This is a genomic window from Paludisphaera soli, from assembly GCF_011064595.1.
Taxonomy (GTDB): domain Bacteria; phylum Planctomycetota; class Planctomycetia; order Isosphaerales; family Isosphaeraceae; genus Paludisphaera; species Paludisphaera soli.
In genome coordinates, this window is record NZ_JAALJI010000001.1 from 99252 (window position 1) to 117165 (window position 17914).

11 protein-coding genes are annotated in these 17914 nt (G+C 71.3%); 9 read left to right on the plus strand and 2 right to left on the minus strand.

Annotation, left to right across the window (positions count from 1 at the left end; all coding sequences use genetic code 11):
* The first annotated feature begins 66 nt into the window (after nt 1-66).
* From ptsP to G6O68_RS00410, 9 genes are all read left to right on the plus strand, one after another.
* Entirely contained in the window at nt 67-1842 is a 1776-nt protein-coding gene (ptsP, locus tag G6O68_RS00370) for a phosphoenolpyruvate--protein phosphotransferase (protein ID WP_165243641.1), read from the plus strand.
* A 51-nt stretch (nt 1843-1893) separates the two neighbouring features.
* Nucleotides 1894-2298 (plus strand): NIPSNAP family protein, encoded by a 405-nt coding sequence (locus tag G6O68_RS00375; protein WP_165243643.1) that lies wholly within the window; start codon nt 1894-1896, stop codon nt 2296-2298.
* A 372-nt stretch (nt 2299-2670) separates the two neighbouring features.
* Nucleotides 2671-4314 (plus strand): Rieske 2Fe-2S domain-containing protein, encoded by a 1644-nt coding sequence (locus G6O68_RS32270; protein WP_206107974.1) that lies wholly within the window; start codon nt 2671-2673, stop codon nt 4312-4314.
* A gap of 36 nt (nt 4315-4350) precedes the next feature.
* Entirely contained in the window at nt 4351-5124 is a 774-nt protein-coding gene (locus tag G6O68_RS00385; RefSeq protein WP_165243645.1) for a cytochrome b N-terminal domain-containing protein, read from the plus strand.
* Nucleotides 5125-5142: 18 nt separating this feature from the next.
* On the plus strand, nt 5143-6726 hold the full coding sequence (locus tag G6O68_RS00390; protein ID WP_165243647.1) for a hypothetical protein: 1584 nt from the start codon (nt 5143-5145) through the stop codon (nt 6724-6726).
* A gap of 68 nt (nt 6727-6794) precedes the next feature.
* Nucleotides 6795-10481, plus strand: a complete 3687-nt coding sequence (locus G6O68_RS00395) for a c-type cytochrome (RefSeq protein WP_165243650.1) — start codon at nt 6795-6797, stop codon at nt 10479-10481.
* 52 nt (nt 10482-10533) lie between these two features.
* On the plus strand, nt 10534-12555 hold the full coding sequence (gene ligA / locus G6O68_RS00400; protein ID WP_165243652.1) for an NAD-dependent DNA ligase LigA: 2022 nt from the start codon (nt 10534-10536) through the stop codon (nt 12553-12555).
* Between the two features lie 93 nt (nt 12556-12648).
* Nucleotides 12649-13077, plus strand: a complete 429-nt coding sequence (locus G6O68_RS00405) for a hypothetical protein (RefSeq protein ID WP_165243654.1) — start codon at nt 12649-12651, stop codon at nt 13075-13077.
* A gap of 77 nt (nt 13078-13154) precedes the next feature.
* Nucleotides 13155-13562, plus strand: a complete 408-nt coding sequence (locus G6O68_RS00410) for a hypothetical protein (RefSeq protein ID WP_165243656.1) — start codon at nt 13155-13157, stop codon at nt 13560-13562.
* Nucleotides 13563-13578: 16 nt separating this feature from the next.
* On the opposite strand, the gene G6O68_RS00415 is transcribed toward G6O68_RS00410, so the two are convergent.
* Together G6O68_RS00415 and G6O68_RS00420 are read right to left on the minus strand one after the other, a co-directional pair.
* Complete coding sequence (locus G6O68_RS00415) at nt 13579-16743, minus strand: serine/threonine-protein kinase (protein ID WP_165243658.1); 3165 nt, start codon at nt 16741-16743, stop codon at nt 13579-13581.
* A 151-nt stretch (nt 16744-16894) separates the two neighbouring features.
* Complete coding sequence (locus G6O68_RS00420) at nt 16895-17848, minus strand: uracil-DNA glycosylase (protein WP_240910878.1); 954 nt, start codon at nt 17846-17848, stop codon at nt 16895-16897.
* Nucleotides 17849-17914: the final 66 nt, after the last annotated feature.

The window sequence follows — 17914 nt, forward strand, 5'->3', positions numbered from 1 at the left end:
GGTAGGACGTGGGCCTCGAAGCGGCGGACCCAGGGACACCAACCGGGACGGGACGACGATTCGGCTATGCATAAAGGCATCGGTGTCAGCCCTGGCGTGGTGGTGGGCGTGGCCTATCGGGTGGAGTCGGTCCTCGGCTCCGGCGAGCCGCAGACGCTCGACGACCCGGCGCGGATCCCCGACGAGATCGCCCGGTTCGACCGCGCGGTGGAAGACACCGCCGCCGAGCTGGAGACCTTCGTCCAGCGGATCGCCCTGGAGCTGGGGACGCCGGCGGCCGAGATCTTCAAGTCGCACCTGCAGATCGTCAACGACCCCGAGCTGGGCGCCCGCGTGCACGCGGGGATCCAGAAGCAGAAGCTGACCGCGTTCTCCGCCCTGCAGGTCGTGATGAACGCCTACGCGGCGCAGTTCGCCCGGATCGACCACGAATACTTCCGCGAGCGGATCACCGACGTCCGCGACGTGATGACCCGGATCGGCTCGCACCTGACCCACAAGCCGGGCTCCGCCGACAACGGCAACGGCTCGATCGACTCGCACCCCGGCGAGGAGCCGGTCATCCTCGTCGCCCACGAGATCCTCCCCAGCCAGGCGATGAACCTGGGCGACCTGCCGATCGCCGCCATCGTCACCGAGATCGGCGGCTCGACCAGCCACGCCGCGATCCTGGCGAGGAGCCGCGGCATCCCGGCCGTCTCGGGCGTCGAGGGGATCATGAACGACGTCGTGGCCGGCGACCTGATGGTCGTCGACGGCCGCGAGGGCCACGTCATCGTCCGCCCCGACCGCGAGGCCACCGCCGCCTACCGCAAGGTCCAGCGCGAGTTCTTCAACTTCAAGGACAGCCTGGTCGCCAACCGCGACCAGCCCGCGGTGAGCTGCGACGGCACCCAGATCGAGTTGCTGGCCAACATCAACAACGTGGCCGACGCCAACGCCGCCGAGACCGTGGGCGCCTCCGGGGTCGGCCTCTTCCGGACCGAGTACCTCTTCCTCACCCACCACGACGTCCCGGGCGAGGAGGAGCAGTACGAGTACTACCGCCAGATCGTCCTGAACTCGCCGAACAAGACCGCCACGATCCGCACCCTGGACCTCGGCGGCGACAAGACCGTCCCCTACCTCGGCCGTCGCAACGAGCCCAACCCGTTCATGGGATGGCGGTCGGTCCGCATCTTCTTCGAGAACCCCAAGCTCCTGGTCACGCAGATCCGCGCGATCCTCCGCGCCGGCCGGCACGGCAAGGTCTCGATGCTCTTCCCGATGATCACCACCGTGGAGGAGCTGCGGCGGCTCAACACGATGGTCAAGGAGGCCCGCAGCAACCTCAAGCGCGAGGGCGTTCCGTTCGCCGAGGACGTCAAGACCGGCGTGATGGTCGAGGTCCCCGCCGCCGCCGTCTGCATCGACGCCCTGCTCCGCGAGACCGACTTCATCTCGATCGGCTCCAACGACCTGATCCAGTACCTGGTCGCCGCCGACCGCGACAATCCCAAGGTCGCCCACCTCTGCGAGCCCCTGAGCCCGTCCATCTTCCGCGTGATCCACATGGTGCTCGAGGCCTGCCAGCGCACCGGGACCCCGGTGACCGTCTGCGGCGAGATGGCCGGCCAGTCGCGCTCGGCCCTGGTCCTCTTCGGGATGGGCCTGCGCCGCTTCAGCATGAGCCCGGCGTTCATCCCCCAGGTCAAGGCCCTGATCTCCTCGGTCACCACCGCGCAGGCCGAGAGGTTCGCCCACCACGTCATGCAGCTCTCCACCAGCGAGGAGATCCGCACCTACCTGTCCGAGCGGCTCCGCGAGGTCTCCACCCTCCTGGAGGCGCTCGACTCGGCGTGAGGCCCGACCCGACCCTCTCCCCCCCCTCGTCCGTCCCCGGAGACGACCGCGATGCTACGCCCCCTGACCGCCGCCCTGCTCCTGTTCGGGACCGCCGCGACCGTCGCCGCCGACGAACCGGCCCGGGTCTTCGAGCTGCGGACCTACCACACCCCCGACGGCAAGCTCGCGGACCTCCACAAGCGGTTCCGCGACCACACCTGCGCTCTCCTCAAGAAGCACGGGGCCGAGCTGGTCGGCTTCTGGACGCCCCAGGACGACAAGGACGGCAAGGCGAAGACCCTCGTCTACCTCGTCGCCTTTCCCAGCCGCGAGGCCGCGACCAAGACCTGGAAGGCCTTCGGCGAGGACCCTGAGTGGCAGAAGGCCAAGGCCGAGAGCGAGAAGGCCGGCCGCCTCGTCGAGAAGGTCGAGTCCGTCTTCCTCGAACCGACCGACTACAGCGCGATGAAGTGAGCCGCCGCCCGGCCGGCCCCGCCCGGCCGCTGCGGAGTTGAACGCCAGGGCCTCCGGTGCTAGGCTGGTGTTCGTCCGACGCCCCCGCCGCGACACGGCGATTCGGGGGCGTACGGCGGGGGTTCGCGGTCGCTCGGAGTCGGCCCCGGCGGCCCCCGCTTGCCGCCAGGGACCGGTCGTCGGGATTGCGAGATTCCGACCCAGGGCCCTCGACGACGAGGCCCCCCCAAGCAGGCCGACTCCCCCCTCTCGGGGACGTCCTCGACGCCCCGAGAGCCTCGCGGCGAGCCCACGCCTCGACCGCCGCGGCGAGGGCCGAGGTCGACCCATGACCGCGACGGTGATTCGAGCCAGATAGGCCGGAAACGAACGATGGCGAAACGACCGAGCGTCCAGGAGATCTTGCAAGCCGCCCGCGGCGGAGGCCCCACCCCCTCCCCGGTCGCCGAGGCCGCCGAGTCGCCGAGCGAGCAGCCCGCGCCGACGCCCGTCTCCCATGTCGGAGTCCGCCCCGGCGCTCCCCGCCCCCGGCTCTCCCTCCAGGAGAAGCTCGCGAAGGCGCAGGCCGAGCGCGAGGCCCGCGCCGCCGGTCCCCCGCCCTCGCCAGTCCGGCTGACGCTCCAGGAGAAGCTGGCGAAGGCTCAGGCCGAGCGCGAGGCCCGCGCGACGGGCTCGACCGCCGCGGCGCCGACGGCGAAGGCCCCGGTCGAGGCTCTCCCGGGCGGGACGCCCCCCCGGCTCACGCTCCAGGAGAAGCTGGCCGCCGCCCGAGGCAAGCAGCCGGCCGCCCCCTCGGCCCCCGCCCCGCCGCCGGCCGCGCCCGCGGCCGAGTCGTCCGGCCCCGGTCGGTTGTCGTTGCAGGAGAAACTGGCCGCCGCCCGATCCGGGAAGTCCGCCCCGCCGCCGGCGTCGGTGAAGCCCGCGCCGGAGGCGGCCGGCGAGGCGTCGGCGAGACCGCTTTCGATGCAGGAGAAGCTGGCCGCCGCCCGCTCCGGCGGGTCGGCCCGGCCGACGCCCCCTCCCGCATCCGCGTCGCCCGCCCCCCCGATCGCCGGCGAGGGCGGAAAGGCGATGTCGGTCAAGGACAAGCTCGCGGCCGCGCGATCCGACGCCGCGTCGACGCCCGCCGGGCCGGCCCCGGACGCTCCCCCGACCGAGGCCGCCTCGCCGGCGAAGTCGATGTCGGTCAAGGACAAGCTCGCCGCCGCGCGCGGCCAGTCGCCCGCGGCCGCCGAGACGACGCCGGCCCCGGCGACGGCGCCGCCCGCGGCGCCTCGGACCGCCTCCGCCGATCGGGTCCTGCCGCCGCTGGCCGAGATGACCGATCCCAAGGACCTCGCCGAGGCCCTCCGCCGCACCGGGGCCCGGAAGGCCGCCGAGGCCGCCGCCGCGCCGGCCGTCGCGAAGGCCCCGGGCCGTCCCGCCACGTTCGTCCCGCCCGATCCCGCCGCCCGCGCCGCCGTCGCGGAAGCGCCGCTCGAACGGCCGACGCGGTCTCAGGTTCGGGTCGACCGCCGGGGGTTGCTCGTGTACGCGTCGTGGTGGGTCGTGATCGCCTGGGTGGCGCTGGCCGCGACGATCGGCCTCCTGTCGATGATGGTCCTGCGGTTCCTCTTCCCCAACGCCAGCCCCGAGCCCCCCAGCACGGTCCGGTTGGGCTTCCCCTCCGATTACGAGCCGGGCGAGGTCAGCGAGCGGTTCAAGGACCGCTGGGGCTTCTGGGTCGTGCGCGACCGCGACCCGAAGGGCCAGGAGGTCCTCTATGCCCTGCAGACCTACTGCACCCACCTGGGCTGCCCGCCGAGCTGGCTCCCCGGCGAGCGGAAGTTCAAGTGCCCCTGCCACGGCAGCGGGTTCTCCAAGGACGGCGTGAACTTCGAAGGTCCCGCCCCCCGCCCCCTGGAACGCTACAAGATCGGCCTCGCCGACGACGGCTCGATCGTCGTGGACAAGGGCCAGACGTTCCGCAAGGACCTGGACCAGTGGTCCGACCCCGACAGCTTCCTCGCCGTCTAGCCCCGGCCGAGCCGGCCCCCAGCCTTCGAGACCCCCATGCCGATCCTGGAACGCCTCGCGAAGACGCAGGCCTGGAAGAGCCTCTTCCGCCACCCGATGCCGACCGATCGTCGCAGCCGGGTCCAGGTCATGCTGTCGAACTTCTTCCTGCACGTGCACCCGGTCAGCGTCCGCAAGCAGGGGATCGCGCTCAGCTACACCTGGTGCATGGGGGGGGCGACGTTCTTCCTGTTCCTCGTCGAGGTCGTCACCGGCGTCCTCCTGATGTTCTACTACCGGCCGACGCTGGAGCACGCCTACAACGACGTCCTGGCCCTCCGCGACGTGACCACCCTCGGCGTGCTCCGAGAGCTTCACCGCTGGGCGGCCCACGCCATGGTCATCGCCGTCTGGCTGCACATGTACCGGGTCTTCCTGACCGGCAGCTACAAGCCCCCGCGCGAGTTCAACTGGGTCATCGGCGTGATGCTCCTGGTGCTGACGCTGCTCCTGTCGTTCACCGGCTACCTGCTGCCCTGGGACCAGCTCGCCGTCTGGGCGATCACCGTCGGCTCGAACATGGCGAGCGCGACGCCGGGCCTGGGCGTCGAGGGCCCCGGCTCCGGATTCCTGACGCTCAACGGCGTGAAGCTGATCACGCCGACGTCGGACGCCCGGTACGCGATGCTCGGCGGGGCGAGCGTCGGCGAGGCGGCGCTCAACCGCTTCTACGTCCTCCACTGCGTGGCGATCCCGCTGGCCGCGTCGCTGCTCATCATGGTCCACTTCTGGCGCGTCCGGAAGGACGGCGGGATCAGCGGCCCCCTGTGACGTGAACGCGAGCGCGACATGCACGAAGACGCCAACCCCGACGTCCTGGCCGGCCTGGCCTGGTACTACCTGCTGGCCTCGACCCTGAACGCGGCGGCCGCTTGCCGCTTCGCCTACCACGAGATGGTCTCCGAAGGGGCCTCGCGCGAGGGCTGCTCGCCCCGGACGCGGCGTCCCCCCGCCTGGCTCGCGCCGACCTCGATCGCGCTCTACGCCCTGGCCCTCGGCGCGGCCCCGCTCCGCGGCCTCCTGCCGGGCGGCCTGACGCTGGCCTACGGGCTCGTCGCGCTGGCCAACGGCCTGCTGGCGCTCGCGGCCGGGGCCGACTCGGCGCACTTCGCGGAGGTCCGGGCGTCGTCCGGCGTCCACGCCGACGAGCGGGAAGGCCGGCCCACGCTCGACGACCACATCCCGGCGGTCGGGCTCGGCGGGCCGATCAATCGCACGCTCTGGTCGCTGGTCGCCGCGGTGATCGCGGTGGTCTACCTGGCGATCGGCCTGACGTATCTCTTCAACGGCACGCTGGTGCTGCCGGGCTTCGTCCGCGCGGCGGTCGATTCGGCCGCCGGGCCGACCTCGTTCTTCCTGGGGGCGACGCTCCTGCTCGCCGGCCTCTTCGCGTTCCGTCGCGCGTTCGCCAGCGGGCTGGTCGCGTTCGGGATCGCCAACGGGGCGATCCTCGCCTTCGGCCTGAGCCTCACCGACGCCGACTTCCGCGAGATCGTCGCCCGGCCGGACAACGTGCCGATCGTCGGCATGATCGTCCTGGTGGCCGCGTTCACCTGGCTGGCCCTCCGCCGCGCCGTCATCAACGACGCACGCCGCGAGGCCGGGCTCCCCGTGCTGGAGGAGCTGGAGCCGGACAAGGTGCTGACCTGGCCCGACCTGGTCTACGTCGAGCTGATCTGCATGGTCGCCCTGACCCTGTTCCTGATCGCCTGGGCCGTGGCCCTCCCCGCCCCGCTGGAGCAGCCGGCGCGGGCGACCGAGGCCCCGAACCCGTCGAAGGCCCCCTGGTATTTCCTGGGCCTCCAGGAGATGCTCGTCTACTTCGACCCCTGGCTGGCCGGCGTCGCCTTGCCGGTTCTCATCATCGTCGGCCTCTGCGCGATCCCCTACCTCGACACGAACAAGGACGGCGCGGGCTATTACACGATCGCCTCGCGACCGTTCGCGTACGCGGTCTTCCAGTTCGGGTTCCTGGTGCTCTGGATCGTCCTGATCGTCTTGGGGACGTTCCTCCGCGGGCCCAACTGGAACTTCTACGGGCCCTACGAGCGCTGGGACCCCCACAAGGTCGTCCCGCTCAACAACGTCGACCTGTCCGACCTCGTCTGGGTGCGGGCGCTGGGCCGGGCGAAGCCCTCGTGGGCCCTGGTCCGCGAGCTGCCCGGCCTCACCCTCCTGGCCCTCTATCTCGTGGCCCTGCCGACGCTGCTCCTGAGGACGGCCTTCAAGGACTACGCCGCGAGGTCCGGCCGCACCCGGGCCGTGGTGACGGTCGTCCTGCTGCTGCTGATGGCCGGCCTGCCCCTCAAGATGATCCTCCGCTGGACCTTGAACCTGAAATACCTGATCGCCGTCCCCGGATTCAACATCTGAGGCGAGGGCGCGAAGGCACCCGCCCGGCCCGCGACGACGCGGAACCGCCGATCGAAGGATTCCCCGCCATGCCGGCCTCCGACGAAACCTACCGAAGCCAACCGACCCTCCATCGGATCTTCGCGATCGCCTCCGTGGGCCTGCTCGCCGCCGTCGTCTGGATGATCGCGGCCGACCACGACCGCCCGTGGAAGCGGATCCAGCGCGACTTTCAGCGACTGGAAGCCGCCAAGCTCCGGGCGATCGAGGCCGGGAAGCTCGCCGGCCGCACCGAGTCGAGTCGGGCCGAGATCGACGCGGTCCGGGCGAAGATCCGCGAGGCCGACGCCGAGGCCCGCCGGCGATCGTCCGAGCTGGCCGCGGCCGACGCCGAGCTGGGGCGTCTCGGCGGCCGCGCCGAGGCCGCCGGCCAGGCTCGCCGCTTCAAGCAGGCCGAGCTGGACGGCCTCCGCACGATCTATGACGGCCTGATCGAGCGCGGCGAGGCCCGCCGCGCCCGCGACTTCCTCGACGCCGAGGTCGCCGAGGCCGAGCGCCGTCTCGCCGACCTGGCGCGCGAGGACCAGGAGGCCCGGGCCGCCCTCGCGACCAAGCAGTCCGAGCGCGAAGCCCTCGGCGGCCACGTCGAGTCGCTCAAGCTGGAGCAGGCCCGACTCACCCGCGAAGTCGACCGCGTCCGCCGCGTGATCGAGCAGAAGGAGGCCCGCAACTTCGGCCTCCTCGCCTGGCTCCGGGGCCTGCCGGGCGTCGACATGGCCGCGCCGCCGACGAAGATCGAGCAGATCACCCTGCCGCAGCTCACCATCGACTACAACTTCAAGGAGGTCACCCGCCAGGACCGCTGCACCACCTGCCACCAGGGGATCGACCGCCCCGGCTACGACGTCGACCCCGAGGGCCGACCGACACCTCCGGTCTTCGCCTCCCACCCGTCGCTCGATCGCGGCGCCACGGCCGCCGACGCCAGGGGGAAGGCTATGCGGGCGGGGCTCTACCTGGACGCGAACGGCCCCCATCCGGCCCACGAGTTCGGCTGCACCATCTGCCACGGCGGCCAGGGCTCGGCCGTCGACTTCACGCACGCCGCGCACACGCCCGACGACGCCGCCGAGGCCGGCCGCTGGCGCTCCGAGCACCGCTGGGAGCCCGTCGAGCACTGGGACTTCCCGATGTTGCCTTCGCGGTTCGCCGAGTCGAGCTGCCTCAAGTGCCATCAGGACGTCACCGACGTCCCCCAGGCCCAGAAGCTCCAGGCCGGGCGGCGACGGATCGCCCGCTACGGCTGCTTCGGCTGCCACGAGATCGGCGGCGAGTCCCCCGGGCCCGACTTCGCCGACGAGCCGAGGGTCGGCCCGAGCCTCCGCAAGATCGCCGCCAAGGTCTCCCCCGACTGGCTCTTTCGGTGGATCAAGAACCCCCACGCCTTCCGACCCGACTCCCGAATGCCGCGTTACTACGGCCTCGCCGACGACCTTCCCGGAGACGCCCCGAAGGCCGACGCCGAGGTCCACGGCATGGTCCGCTACCTGCTCGCGAACAGCGAACCCCCCGCCGAATCCGAGCGGCCCGACGAGGAGGCCGACCCCGATCGCGGCCAGTCGACGTTCCTCCGGAAGGGCTGCCTCGCCTGCCATCAGCACCGCCCGTACCGGACCGAGGGCCCCGACGCCGAGGTCGCCCTCCGCGACCGCAAGGCCGTCGACCCGGCCTCCATGCCCGTCGCCGACGAGACCTTCGACCCGTCCGTCTTCCCGGAATCGGCGCGGGACCACGCGAAGGCCGCCATGGGGCCGAACCTGGTCAACGTGGCCGCCAAGTTCCCGTCGGACGAGCAGGGTCGCGCCTGGCTCGCGGGCTGGCTCAAGGACCCCGGCGTCCACGACCCCGACAGCCTCATGCCCGACCTGCAACTCACCGAGCAGGAGGCCGCCGACGTCGCCGCGTGGCTCCAGTCTGTCCCCGGCGGGTGGCCCGTGAAGGTCGACGCCCCGCCGGCCGACGCCCCGCCGATCCGCGACGCCGTCGACGAGCTGGTCCGGTTGTACGTCAAAAAGGGGGGCTGGAAGAAGGGCGGCGAGGCAGTCGGCGTCTCGCTCGGCGAGGTCGCTGCGTTCGTCGCCGGGCTGCCTGCCGACGACAAGCTGCTGTTCCTGGGCGAGAAGACGATCGGCCGCCTGGGCTGCTTCGGCTGCCACGACGTCCCCGGTTTCGAGAAGGCCAAGCCGATCGGCGTCGCCCTCACCGCCTGGGGCGCCAAGAGCCTCGCCCAGCTCGACTTCGGCCACGTCGACGACCTGATCCGCGATGCCCCCGCCGACGCCTCCGGCGCCCGCGAAGGGGTCGACCCGTTCTATCAGGACCAGATCGCGCGTCGCAGCCGCGTCGGCTTCCTGTTCCAGAAGCTTCACCGGCCGAGGAGCTTCGACCACCTCAAGCGCGATCCGCTCTACAAGGGCTGGGACGACCGGCTGCGGATGCCCGAGTTCGCCTGGGCCGACGACCCGAAGGCGATCGAGGAGGTGATGACCTTCGTCCTCGGCCTGACCGGCGAGCGCGTCCACCCGCGCTACGTCGCGCGGACGCATTACGACGAGGCGCGGGTCGCCCGCGCCGAGGGGGCGAAGATCCTGGAACGCTACCAATGCGCCGGCTGCCACGTCCTGGAGATGCCGAAGTACCGCATACCCGCCGGGACGGCCGTCGCCGACGCCCTGCCGGCGTTCCGCACCAACCTGCGGGCCTCGTACAAGGCGCGCGCCTCGGACTTCTCGCCCGACCTCCTCGTCGCCACGACCCACGACCCGGCGGCGAAGCTCGACGACGAGTCCATCGAGGCCTCGCTCCGGGTCGACCCGGACGACGGCTCCGCCGTGGTCGTCGAGGGCATGGCGATGGACGAGCTGGACGACGAGGTCAGCGTGCAGGTCTGGAAGCCGGTCGTCATCCGGGGCTACACCTTCCACGTCGGCGACATGCTCACGTTCGACCGGACGAAGGTCGAGGTCGAGCCGGCGCGCGGCGGCGGCTTCGCCTGGCTGTTCGCCGCCCATCAGGCCGAGGAGACCGGGAAACCGTACGACTCGGCCTGGAACCGATTGCCGCCGCCGTTGATCCGCGAGGGGCTCAAGGTCCAGACGCCCTGGGCGTCGCTCTACCTGAAGGACCCGTACGCGATCCGCCCCGCCGCACAGCTCCGGATGCCGCGCTACCACTACCGGAGCGTCGGCCGCGAGACCGAACGGCTGGCCGACTACTTCGCGGCGGTCGACGGCGCCGAGTTCCCCTATCAGACGATCCCGCACCAGCTCCAGGGGTACGTCGCCGCGCGGGAGAAAATGCACCCGAACTACCTGGACGCCGGCTTCTCGATGATGGCCGCCCGCGGCTCGCCGTGCATCCAGTGCCACGCCGTCGGCCCGTACAGGCCGGACGGCGGCGGCGTTGATGTGGTCAACGGCCCGGAGCTTCGCCAGGTCGCGAACCGCTTCCGGCCCGAATACCTGGAACACTGGATCGCCAACCCCCGGCGGCTCGTCCCGTTCACCGGCATGCCGCAGAACATCGCGCCGACGGGCCCGTCGCAGATGCCGCCGCCGCCCACGTTCGAAAATCAGCCGCTGGAGATGATCCGGGCCATGCGCGACGCCCTGCTGAATTACGCGGGCCTCGTCGAACGGAGGCTGATCGAGGCCGCAGAGGCCGCCCCGTCCGAAGAGTCGGGCCGGGCCGTCGGCTCGGCGGGCGCCTCGCCCTGATCGTCGAGGGCCCTTCGATCCGATAAACTGGCGGGGAACGGAGGCCCAGCCGATGACCATGGACGACCTGAAACGCGAGGCCGAGTCGCTCCGCGTCGAGATCGAGCGGCACAACCGGCTCTATTACCTGGACGCCGCGCCCGAGATCAGCGACCGCGAGTACGACCGCCTGCTGGCGCGACTGACCGAGATCGAAGCCGAGCACCCCGAGCTGGTCGTCGAGGACAGCCCGACCCGGCGCGTCGGCGGCGCGCCGCTGGCCCAGTTCGAGACGGTCGTCCACGCCGCGCCCATGCTCTCGATCGACAACACGTACAGCTTCGACGAGGTCCGCGAGTGGGACGCGCGCGTCCGTCGCGGGCTCAACGCCGGCGAGGTCGTCCGCTACGTCGTCGAGCTGAAGGTGGACGGCGTCGCCGTCTCGGTCCGGTATGAGAAGGGTCGGTTCGTCCTCGGGGCCACCCGGGGCGACGGCGAGCGGGGCGACGACGTCTCGGCCAACCTCCGCACCGTCCGCGAGATCCCCCTGACCCTCAAGGGGGAGGCCCCCGAGATCCTGGAGGTCCGGGGCGAGGTCTACATGACCAACGCCGAGCTGGCCCGCCTCAACGCGATCCGCAAGGAGGCCGGCGAGAAGCCGTTCGAGAACCCCCGCAACTCCACCGCCGGCTCGCTCAAGCTGCTGGACCCCCGCCTGTGCGCCCAGCGTCGGCTGCGGTTCATCGGGCACGGCCTGGGGGAGCACCGGGGCGTCCACGAGGCCTCGTTCTTCGACGTGCTGAAGCGAGTGGAGGCCCTGGGCCTCCCCGTCAGCCCGCACGTCGCGCGGTACGACTCGATCGACGAGGTGATCGAGCACGCCCGGGCCTGGGAGACCCGCCGGAACACGCTGGACTACCAGACCGACGGCCTCGTCGTGAAGGTCGACGACCTCGGCCAGCGCAACCGCCTGGGGGCGCGGAGCAAGTCGCCGCGATGGGCGATCGCGTTCAAGTACGAGGCCGAGCAGGCCATCACGAAGGTCACCAAGATCACCGTGCAGGTGGGCAAGTCCGGCAAGCTGACGCCGGTCGCCGAGCTGGAGCCGGTCCGGCTCGCCGGCACGACCGTCAAGCGCGCCACCCTCCACAACGCGGACGAGATCCGCCGCAAGGACGTCCGCGAGGGGGACACGGTGGTCGTCCAGAAGGCCGGCGAGATCATCCCCCAGGTCGTCCGCGTCGAGGTCGAGGCTCGCACCGGCGCCGAGGTCGCGTTCGAGTTTCCTGACCGCTGCCCGAGCTGCGAGGCCCCGGTCGTCCGCGACGAGGGGGAGGTCGACTACCGCTGCTCCAACAAGCCCTCCGCCTGCTCCAAGCAGCTCGAACGCCGCCTCCGCCAGTACGCCCACCGCGACTCCCTGGACATCGAAGGCCTCGGCGACAAGCTCGTCGACCAGCTCGTGACCAGCAACCTCGTCCGCAGCATTCCGGACCTCTATCGGCTCGAGACGGCGACGCTCGCCGACCTGGAACGCATGGGCGAAAAGTCGGCCGAGAACCTGACGACGGCCCTGGAGCAGAGCAAGCGCAAGACCCTGGACCGCCTGATCAACGGCCTGGCGATCCGACACGTCGGCGTGCGGACCTCGGAGGTCCTGGCGACCCGCTTCCGCACCCTTGGCGAGCTGCGGAACGCGACCCTCGCCGAGCTGGAGGCGGTCCCCGAAATCGGCGCCGTGGTCGCCGCCAGCGTCCACGAGTTCTTCCAGGACCCCGACCACCAGCGCCTGCTCGACGAGCTGACGGCGCTCGGGGTGGACCCCCAGCCCTACACGCCGGTCGCGGCGACCTCGGCCGACCTCCCGTTCCTCGGCAAGACGTTCGTCCTGACGGGGACCCTCCCGAAGCGCACGCGGGACGAGGCCGAGACGCTCATCAAGAGCCTGGGCGGCAAGGTCACGGGCTCGGTCTCCAAGTCGACCAGCTTCGTCCTCGCCGGTGCCGATCCGGGCAGCAAGCTGGAGAAGGCCCGCAACCTCGGCGTGACGATCCTCGACGAGCCCGAGTTCGAGCGGCTGGCGGGAGAGGCCTGAGATAGCGCGACGAGACTTTTGTAAGGACGACCCGGCGAGCCGCGTACCCCTCGCGGCGTCGTCGACCGGAGCTAGGAACAGAAGGGGGATCCCATGGCCAGCCTCCCCGTCGCGGTCAAGTTCTTCCTGAACCAGCGAAAGATCGTCGTCATCGGCGTGCTGAGGAACCCGAGCCCGAACAAGCTTCGAGTCCTGAGGACCGCCCAGATGCTGGCCAAGCTTCCCGACGGATCGGAGCGGTCCGTCGGCGTGGGGCGGGCGAAGATCGTCGACCCGGGCGGCACCGGCCCCTTCCGCCTGATGCTCGCCACCTTCCAGTACGCCAACGCCCTCGGCGCCTTCACCGACGAGTGCGAGGAGGTCGAGGACCCTAGGGGCACGCCCGCCCAGCTCAAGATCACGATCAAGAACACCCCCGAGGGGACCAACGACGAGGAGGAATTGCCCATCATCGTCGACGACCCCGACCCGAACCAGGGCGGCAACCCCCCGTTGGACGGGCCGATCGACCTCTATGCGTGAGGGGCTCCGACAGAAGAGGAACGTCCTCGAACTACCCCGGGATGCGAGAGCGAAACTACCGCGAAAGGAACGATTTCATGGCAAGGCGGAATGCAGGGGTCAAGTTCTTCCTCGAGGCTCAGAAGGCCATCGCCACTGTGACGGTCAAGAGGGGGAGGATCGACGTCGGGGCGGCGCAGGTCTTCGTGGAGAGTCAGGGCCGGCGCGTCGACGCGGTGCAGCACCGGAAGGTCAATCTCGGCGGCGCTTCGGACCATGTCGTCCTGGTCGTCATCGTCCCCTATTATGAGCCGAACGGCGACGTCCTGGACGAGCCCAAGGACCCCGACATCCTGGGGGTCACGGCCAATCTGAAGGTGACGATCACCAACACCCCCCCGGCCGGCGAGCCGGAGGAAGTCGTGATCGACGAGACGGATTCGGACGCCGAGGACCTGCCGGGGGACGACCCCGACGCGCCGACCGAGCCCGCCCTCGTGGCTTGAATGAATCGCCCCGTCATCACTCTGGGGCGTCGGGCGCTGCCTTCATCGCCTCGTCGAACTCCGCGCGGGCCTTGAGGTCCGCCGGGTTCTTCGGGTTCGCCGCGAGCGAGACGTCCAGAAGCTCCACGGCGCGAGTCAGTCGAGGGCGGGCGGCCTGCGGGTCGCCCGCCGCGGCGTCCAGCAATCCGAGGCGGCCGACGACCCGACCCAGCAGGCTGGAGTAGGCGGGGCGTTTCGGGGAGGCCCGCAGCAGCCCTTCGGCCAGCCCCAGCGCCCGGTTCAGGTCGTTGCGGGCCTCGGCCGGGGCCTGACGGCCGACGTGCAGGGCGGCGCGGTCCAGGTGGGCCTCCGCGAGGATCTTGGTGTAGAGGACGATCTCGGGCGAGAGGCGGAGCAGCCGATCGAAGCCCGCGACGGCCTCGTCGATCGTCGCCTTCGCGTCGTCGCCCCGGCCTTCGATCGCGGCGAGCGCCCGCGCCCGTTTCATGAGGGCCTGGGACTTGACGAACCCAACGTCGTCCGTCGGGGCCTGGAGGGACAGGGCCTCGGCTCTCCGGATCGCCTCCCCCAGCGCCGCGGCCGCCTCCTCCGGTCGGGCGAGTCCCAGGAGCGCCTCGCCCTGGCTGTCCAGGTAGAGGATCATTTCCAGGTGGTCGTTCGGGAACGCCTTGTCGGAGTCGGCGAAGTCCTTCGTAATCCGCACGGCGTTCTCGGCCAGTCGGGCGGCCTCAGCGAAGTCGCCGACGGCCAGCCGCTGGTTCGCCACGTAGTTATGGACCCGGGCTTCGGTGCGGAGGTAGGCGGGGGAGTCCGGAAACTGCTCGCGAAGACCGATCGTCAACTCCAGGGCCCTCCGGAGGAGCGGCCCGGCCTCGACTTCTTTCCCCGCGAGCTGGAGCGAGCCGGCGTAGTCCTGGAGCGTCTCGGCCAGGGCGTCGCGATAGCTCGGCTCGTCGGGCCGGGACTTCACGATCGGCTCCAGAAGTCCCACGGCGCGCCGATACGGCGCGCCGTCGTCACGTCCCAGGAGCCTGAGGATGTTCGCCAGCTCGCGGTAGCCGCTCGAGGCGACGACCCGGACGCCGGGATCTTCGGGCTTTTGCTTCCAGAGCTTCTCCAGGAACTTCGTCGCCTCGGAAGCCACGGTTCGGCGTAGGGCGGTCGTCCCCGGCAGCGTGGGCAGGTCCTCGGCGGCGACCGGGATCAGCAAGTTCTGGACGACCGCCAGCGAGTCGCGGAAGTTCGTCTCGGCCTCCTCGCGGGCCTCCACGGCCTGACCACGGGCCTCCTCGGCCGCGTCGCGAGCGGCGATGAGCTGGTCGTTCTTCTGCGAGAGCGTCGCGTTGGCGCGGCGGGCCTGGACGTTGAGGGCTGCCAGGGCGAGGAGCGTGCAGGTGGCGAGGGTCGCCGCGGCGACGGCCGCCGTGCGATGCCGCCGCAGCCAGCGGCCGGCGCGGACGTTCCACGGCTCGGGGTAGGCGAGCGTCGGCTCGTCGTCCAGCCAGTGCTCCACGTCGCGCGCCAGCCCGGCGGCCGATTCGTAGCGGTCGTCCGGGTCGAACTGCATGGCCTTCAGGCAGATCGCCTCCAGCGCGGGGGGGACGTCGCGGCGGACCGCCGAGGGCCTCGGGAAGTCGCCGCGGCGGACCTTGGCGAGCCTCATCGCATCGTCCTTGTCCGCGTACGGGGCCCGTCCGGTCAGGATGGCGTAGAGGATCGCTCCCAGGGCGAAGACGTCGCTCCGGGGGCCCATCTTCGCCCGCAGCCCCAGGCCCTGCTCCGGGCTCATGTACGAGAGCGTCCCCACCACCACGCCGTCGGCGCTGAAGGCCGAATCCCGGCCGATCGGCAGCTTCAGGGAATCGTCGCCGGCCCCCTCCCCCTCCCGCTTGTCGAAGGTCATCGCCAGGCCCCAGTCGACCACGAGGGTCTCGCCGAAGGGGCCCAGCATCACGTGATCCGGCTTCAGGTCCCGGTGCAGGATCCGACGATTGTGGGCGTAGGCCATCGCCTGGCAGGCCTGGACGAAGTGGCGCAGCAGCTTCGGTAGCGTGGGGGGGGCCTCCCCCTCGGCGAGCGGTTTGGCCTTGTCCGAGCCGTGGAGCTGCTTGAGCTTGTCCGTGAGGCTCGGCCCCTGGATGAATCGCATCGCGTAGAACAGGCGGCCGTCCCGGCGCTTGCCCAGGCTGTAAACCGGCACGATGCCCGGGTGCTCCAGGGCCCCGGTCACCATCCCTTCCAGCACGAACTGGTCGCGGTTCACCGGGTGGTGGACGTGCTTCTCCTGGATCTCCTTCAGCGCGACGTTGCGGTGCAGCTCCTTGTCCAGGGCGAGGAAGACCTTGCCGAGCGCCCCGGCGTTGTGGAAGCTCAGGACCTGGAACCGCGAGGCCGACGCCTCGCCCGCCAGGTCCTCGTCCGCCGCCTCTTCCCCGCCCTCGGGCGTGATCGAGGTCGTGGCGTCGGGGTCCTCCCGGCCGGAGGGGGCCTTCACGGTGAGGCCGGCCGCGACCTCCTCGTCGCCCAGGCCCTTCACGGCTCGAAGGACCGGGGCCATCGCGCCGAACGCGGCGAGGCTTTTCGGCAGGTCGTCGCCGTGCCGGCGGCGATGCTCGGTCGCCAGGGCTTCCAGCAGGGCCAGCGTCGGGGTGTCGAGTTTGCCCGTCTCCAGCAGGATCGCCCCGATCGGCCGTCGCTTGTCGGCCGACCACTCCTGGATCGCGGCGATCAGGGCGATGTGGTCGATGAAGCCGTTCTGGAGCCCCAGGATCCCGATCAGCAGGTTGTGCGACGACCCCCCCGGCGACCCGCCTCCCGGCGGGGCCTCCGGCGGACGGCCCGGCGGATTCGATGGAGTCGACGGCGGCGGGGCGGCGGCGGCCTCGCCCGCCGTCGATTGCTCGGCGAACGCGGCCTCGACGATCCCGCGCGAGCCGGGGAACCGCGCAAGGTACTCGTCCGGCGACGGCGGCTCGCCGGCCTCGACCCGCAGGGACACCTCCAGCGACAGCAGCTGCTCCAGCAGTTCGTCGCCGTCGATCGCGTCGAGGCCCAGGCTCTCCTCGATCCGGGGCCGTTCGCCCCGCCGCCAGGCGGACTCGAACCGCGCGCAGGCCTCGGCGAACTGGTCCAGCTTCGAAGGGGAGGGCCCCTCGGTCTGCTCGTTGCATTCCTCGCTCATCGGCTGGGCGTCCCCCGCGTCGCGATCGGCCCGCGGTCGACCGACCGGGCGCTCGTGGATCGAAACGGACGATTCTAGCATCCGTACGAACGCGGGTCGGGACGGAAAATGGCGACGGTTCGCAATTCGACGTCGACGTGCGGGGCCGGCGTCAGCCCTTCTTCTTCGGGACGACCAAGCCCATGGCTCGCATGAGCATTTGCAGGTCCTCCCACGCGTCCTTCTTGGCGGCGGGGTTGCGCAGCAGGTAGGCGGGATGGTAGGTGGCGATCGCGGGGATGCCGAAGACGCGGTGCCAGCGGCCCCGGAGCCGGCCCATGCTGAGCGCGGTGTTCAGAAGGGTGCCGGCGGAGATCCGTCCCAACAGGCAGAGGTACTCGGGGCGGACGATCTCGATCTGGCGTTCCAGATAGGGGAAGCAGTTCGAGGATTCGTGGGGCAGCGGGTCGCGATTCTCGGGGGGGCGGCACTTGAGGATGTTGGCGATGTACACGTCCTCGCGGCGCAGGCCCATCCCCTTCGTGATCATGTCGGTGAGGAGCTGGCCGGCCTTGCCGATGAACGGGACGCCGCGACGGTCCTCGTCGGCGCCGGGGGCCTCGCCGATGAACATCAGCCGCGCCGTCGGGCTGCCGTCGGCGAAGACGGTCTGGGTCCGCGAGGCCGCCAGCTCGGCGCAGCGGACGCATCCCGCGACCTCCTCGGCCAGCAGCGCCAACGCCGCGGGCCGGTCCGCCGGCTCGATGAACGGCGACTTGAACTCCGTCGCGCCGAACAGCGAGGCCGCCGCTGGGGCCGCTGGGGCCGGGGTCGGCGCCGGCCGGGTCCTGGTCGTGGGTGTGGTCGTGGGCTGCGGGGCGGGCTCCGGCCGCGTCGCGGCGGGCGGGGGCGCCGCCGGTTCCGGGGCAGGCGGCGGCTCGACGACGACCCGGGCGGCGACGGCCGACCTGGGGACGTGCGGGCGCTCGGGCGACCTGGGCAGGAGATCGACCCCGGCGCGTGCCAGCGATTCGAGCCGTTGTCGGACCTCGCGGATCAGCCGGAGGCGCTCGGCGTCGTAATCGTCGTCGGAATCCGTCGCCGCCGCGGCGTCAGCCTCGATCAATGCCGCCTCCCTCGTCCCGATGGATCGTCGAGCCCGAATGGTACGCCGGGGCCCGCGATCGATCAA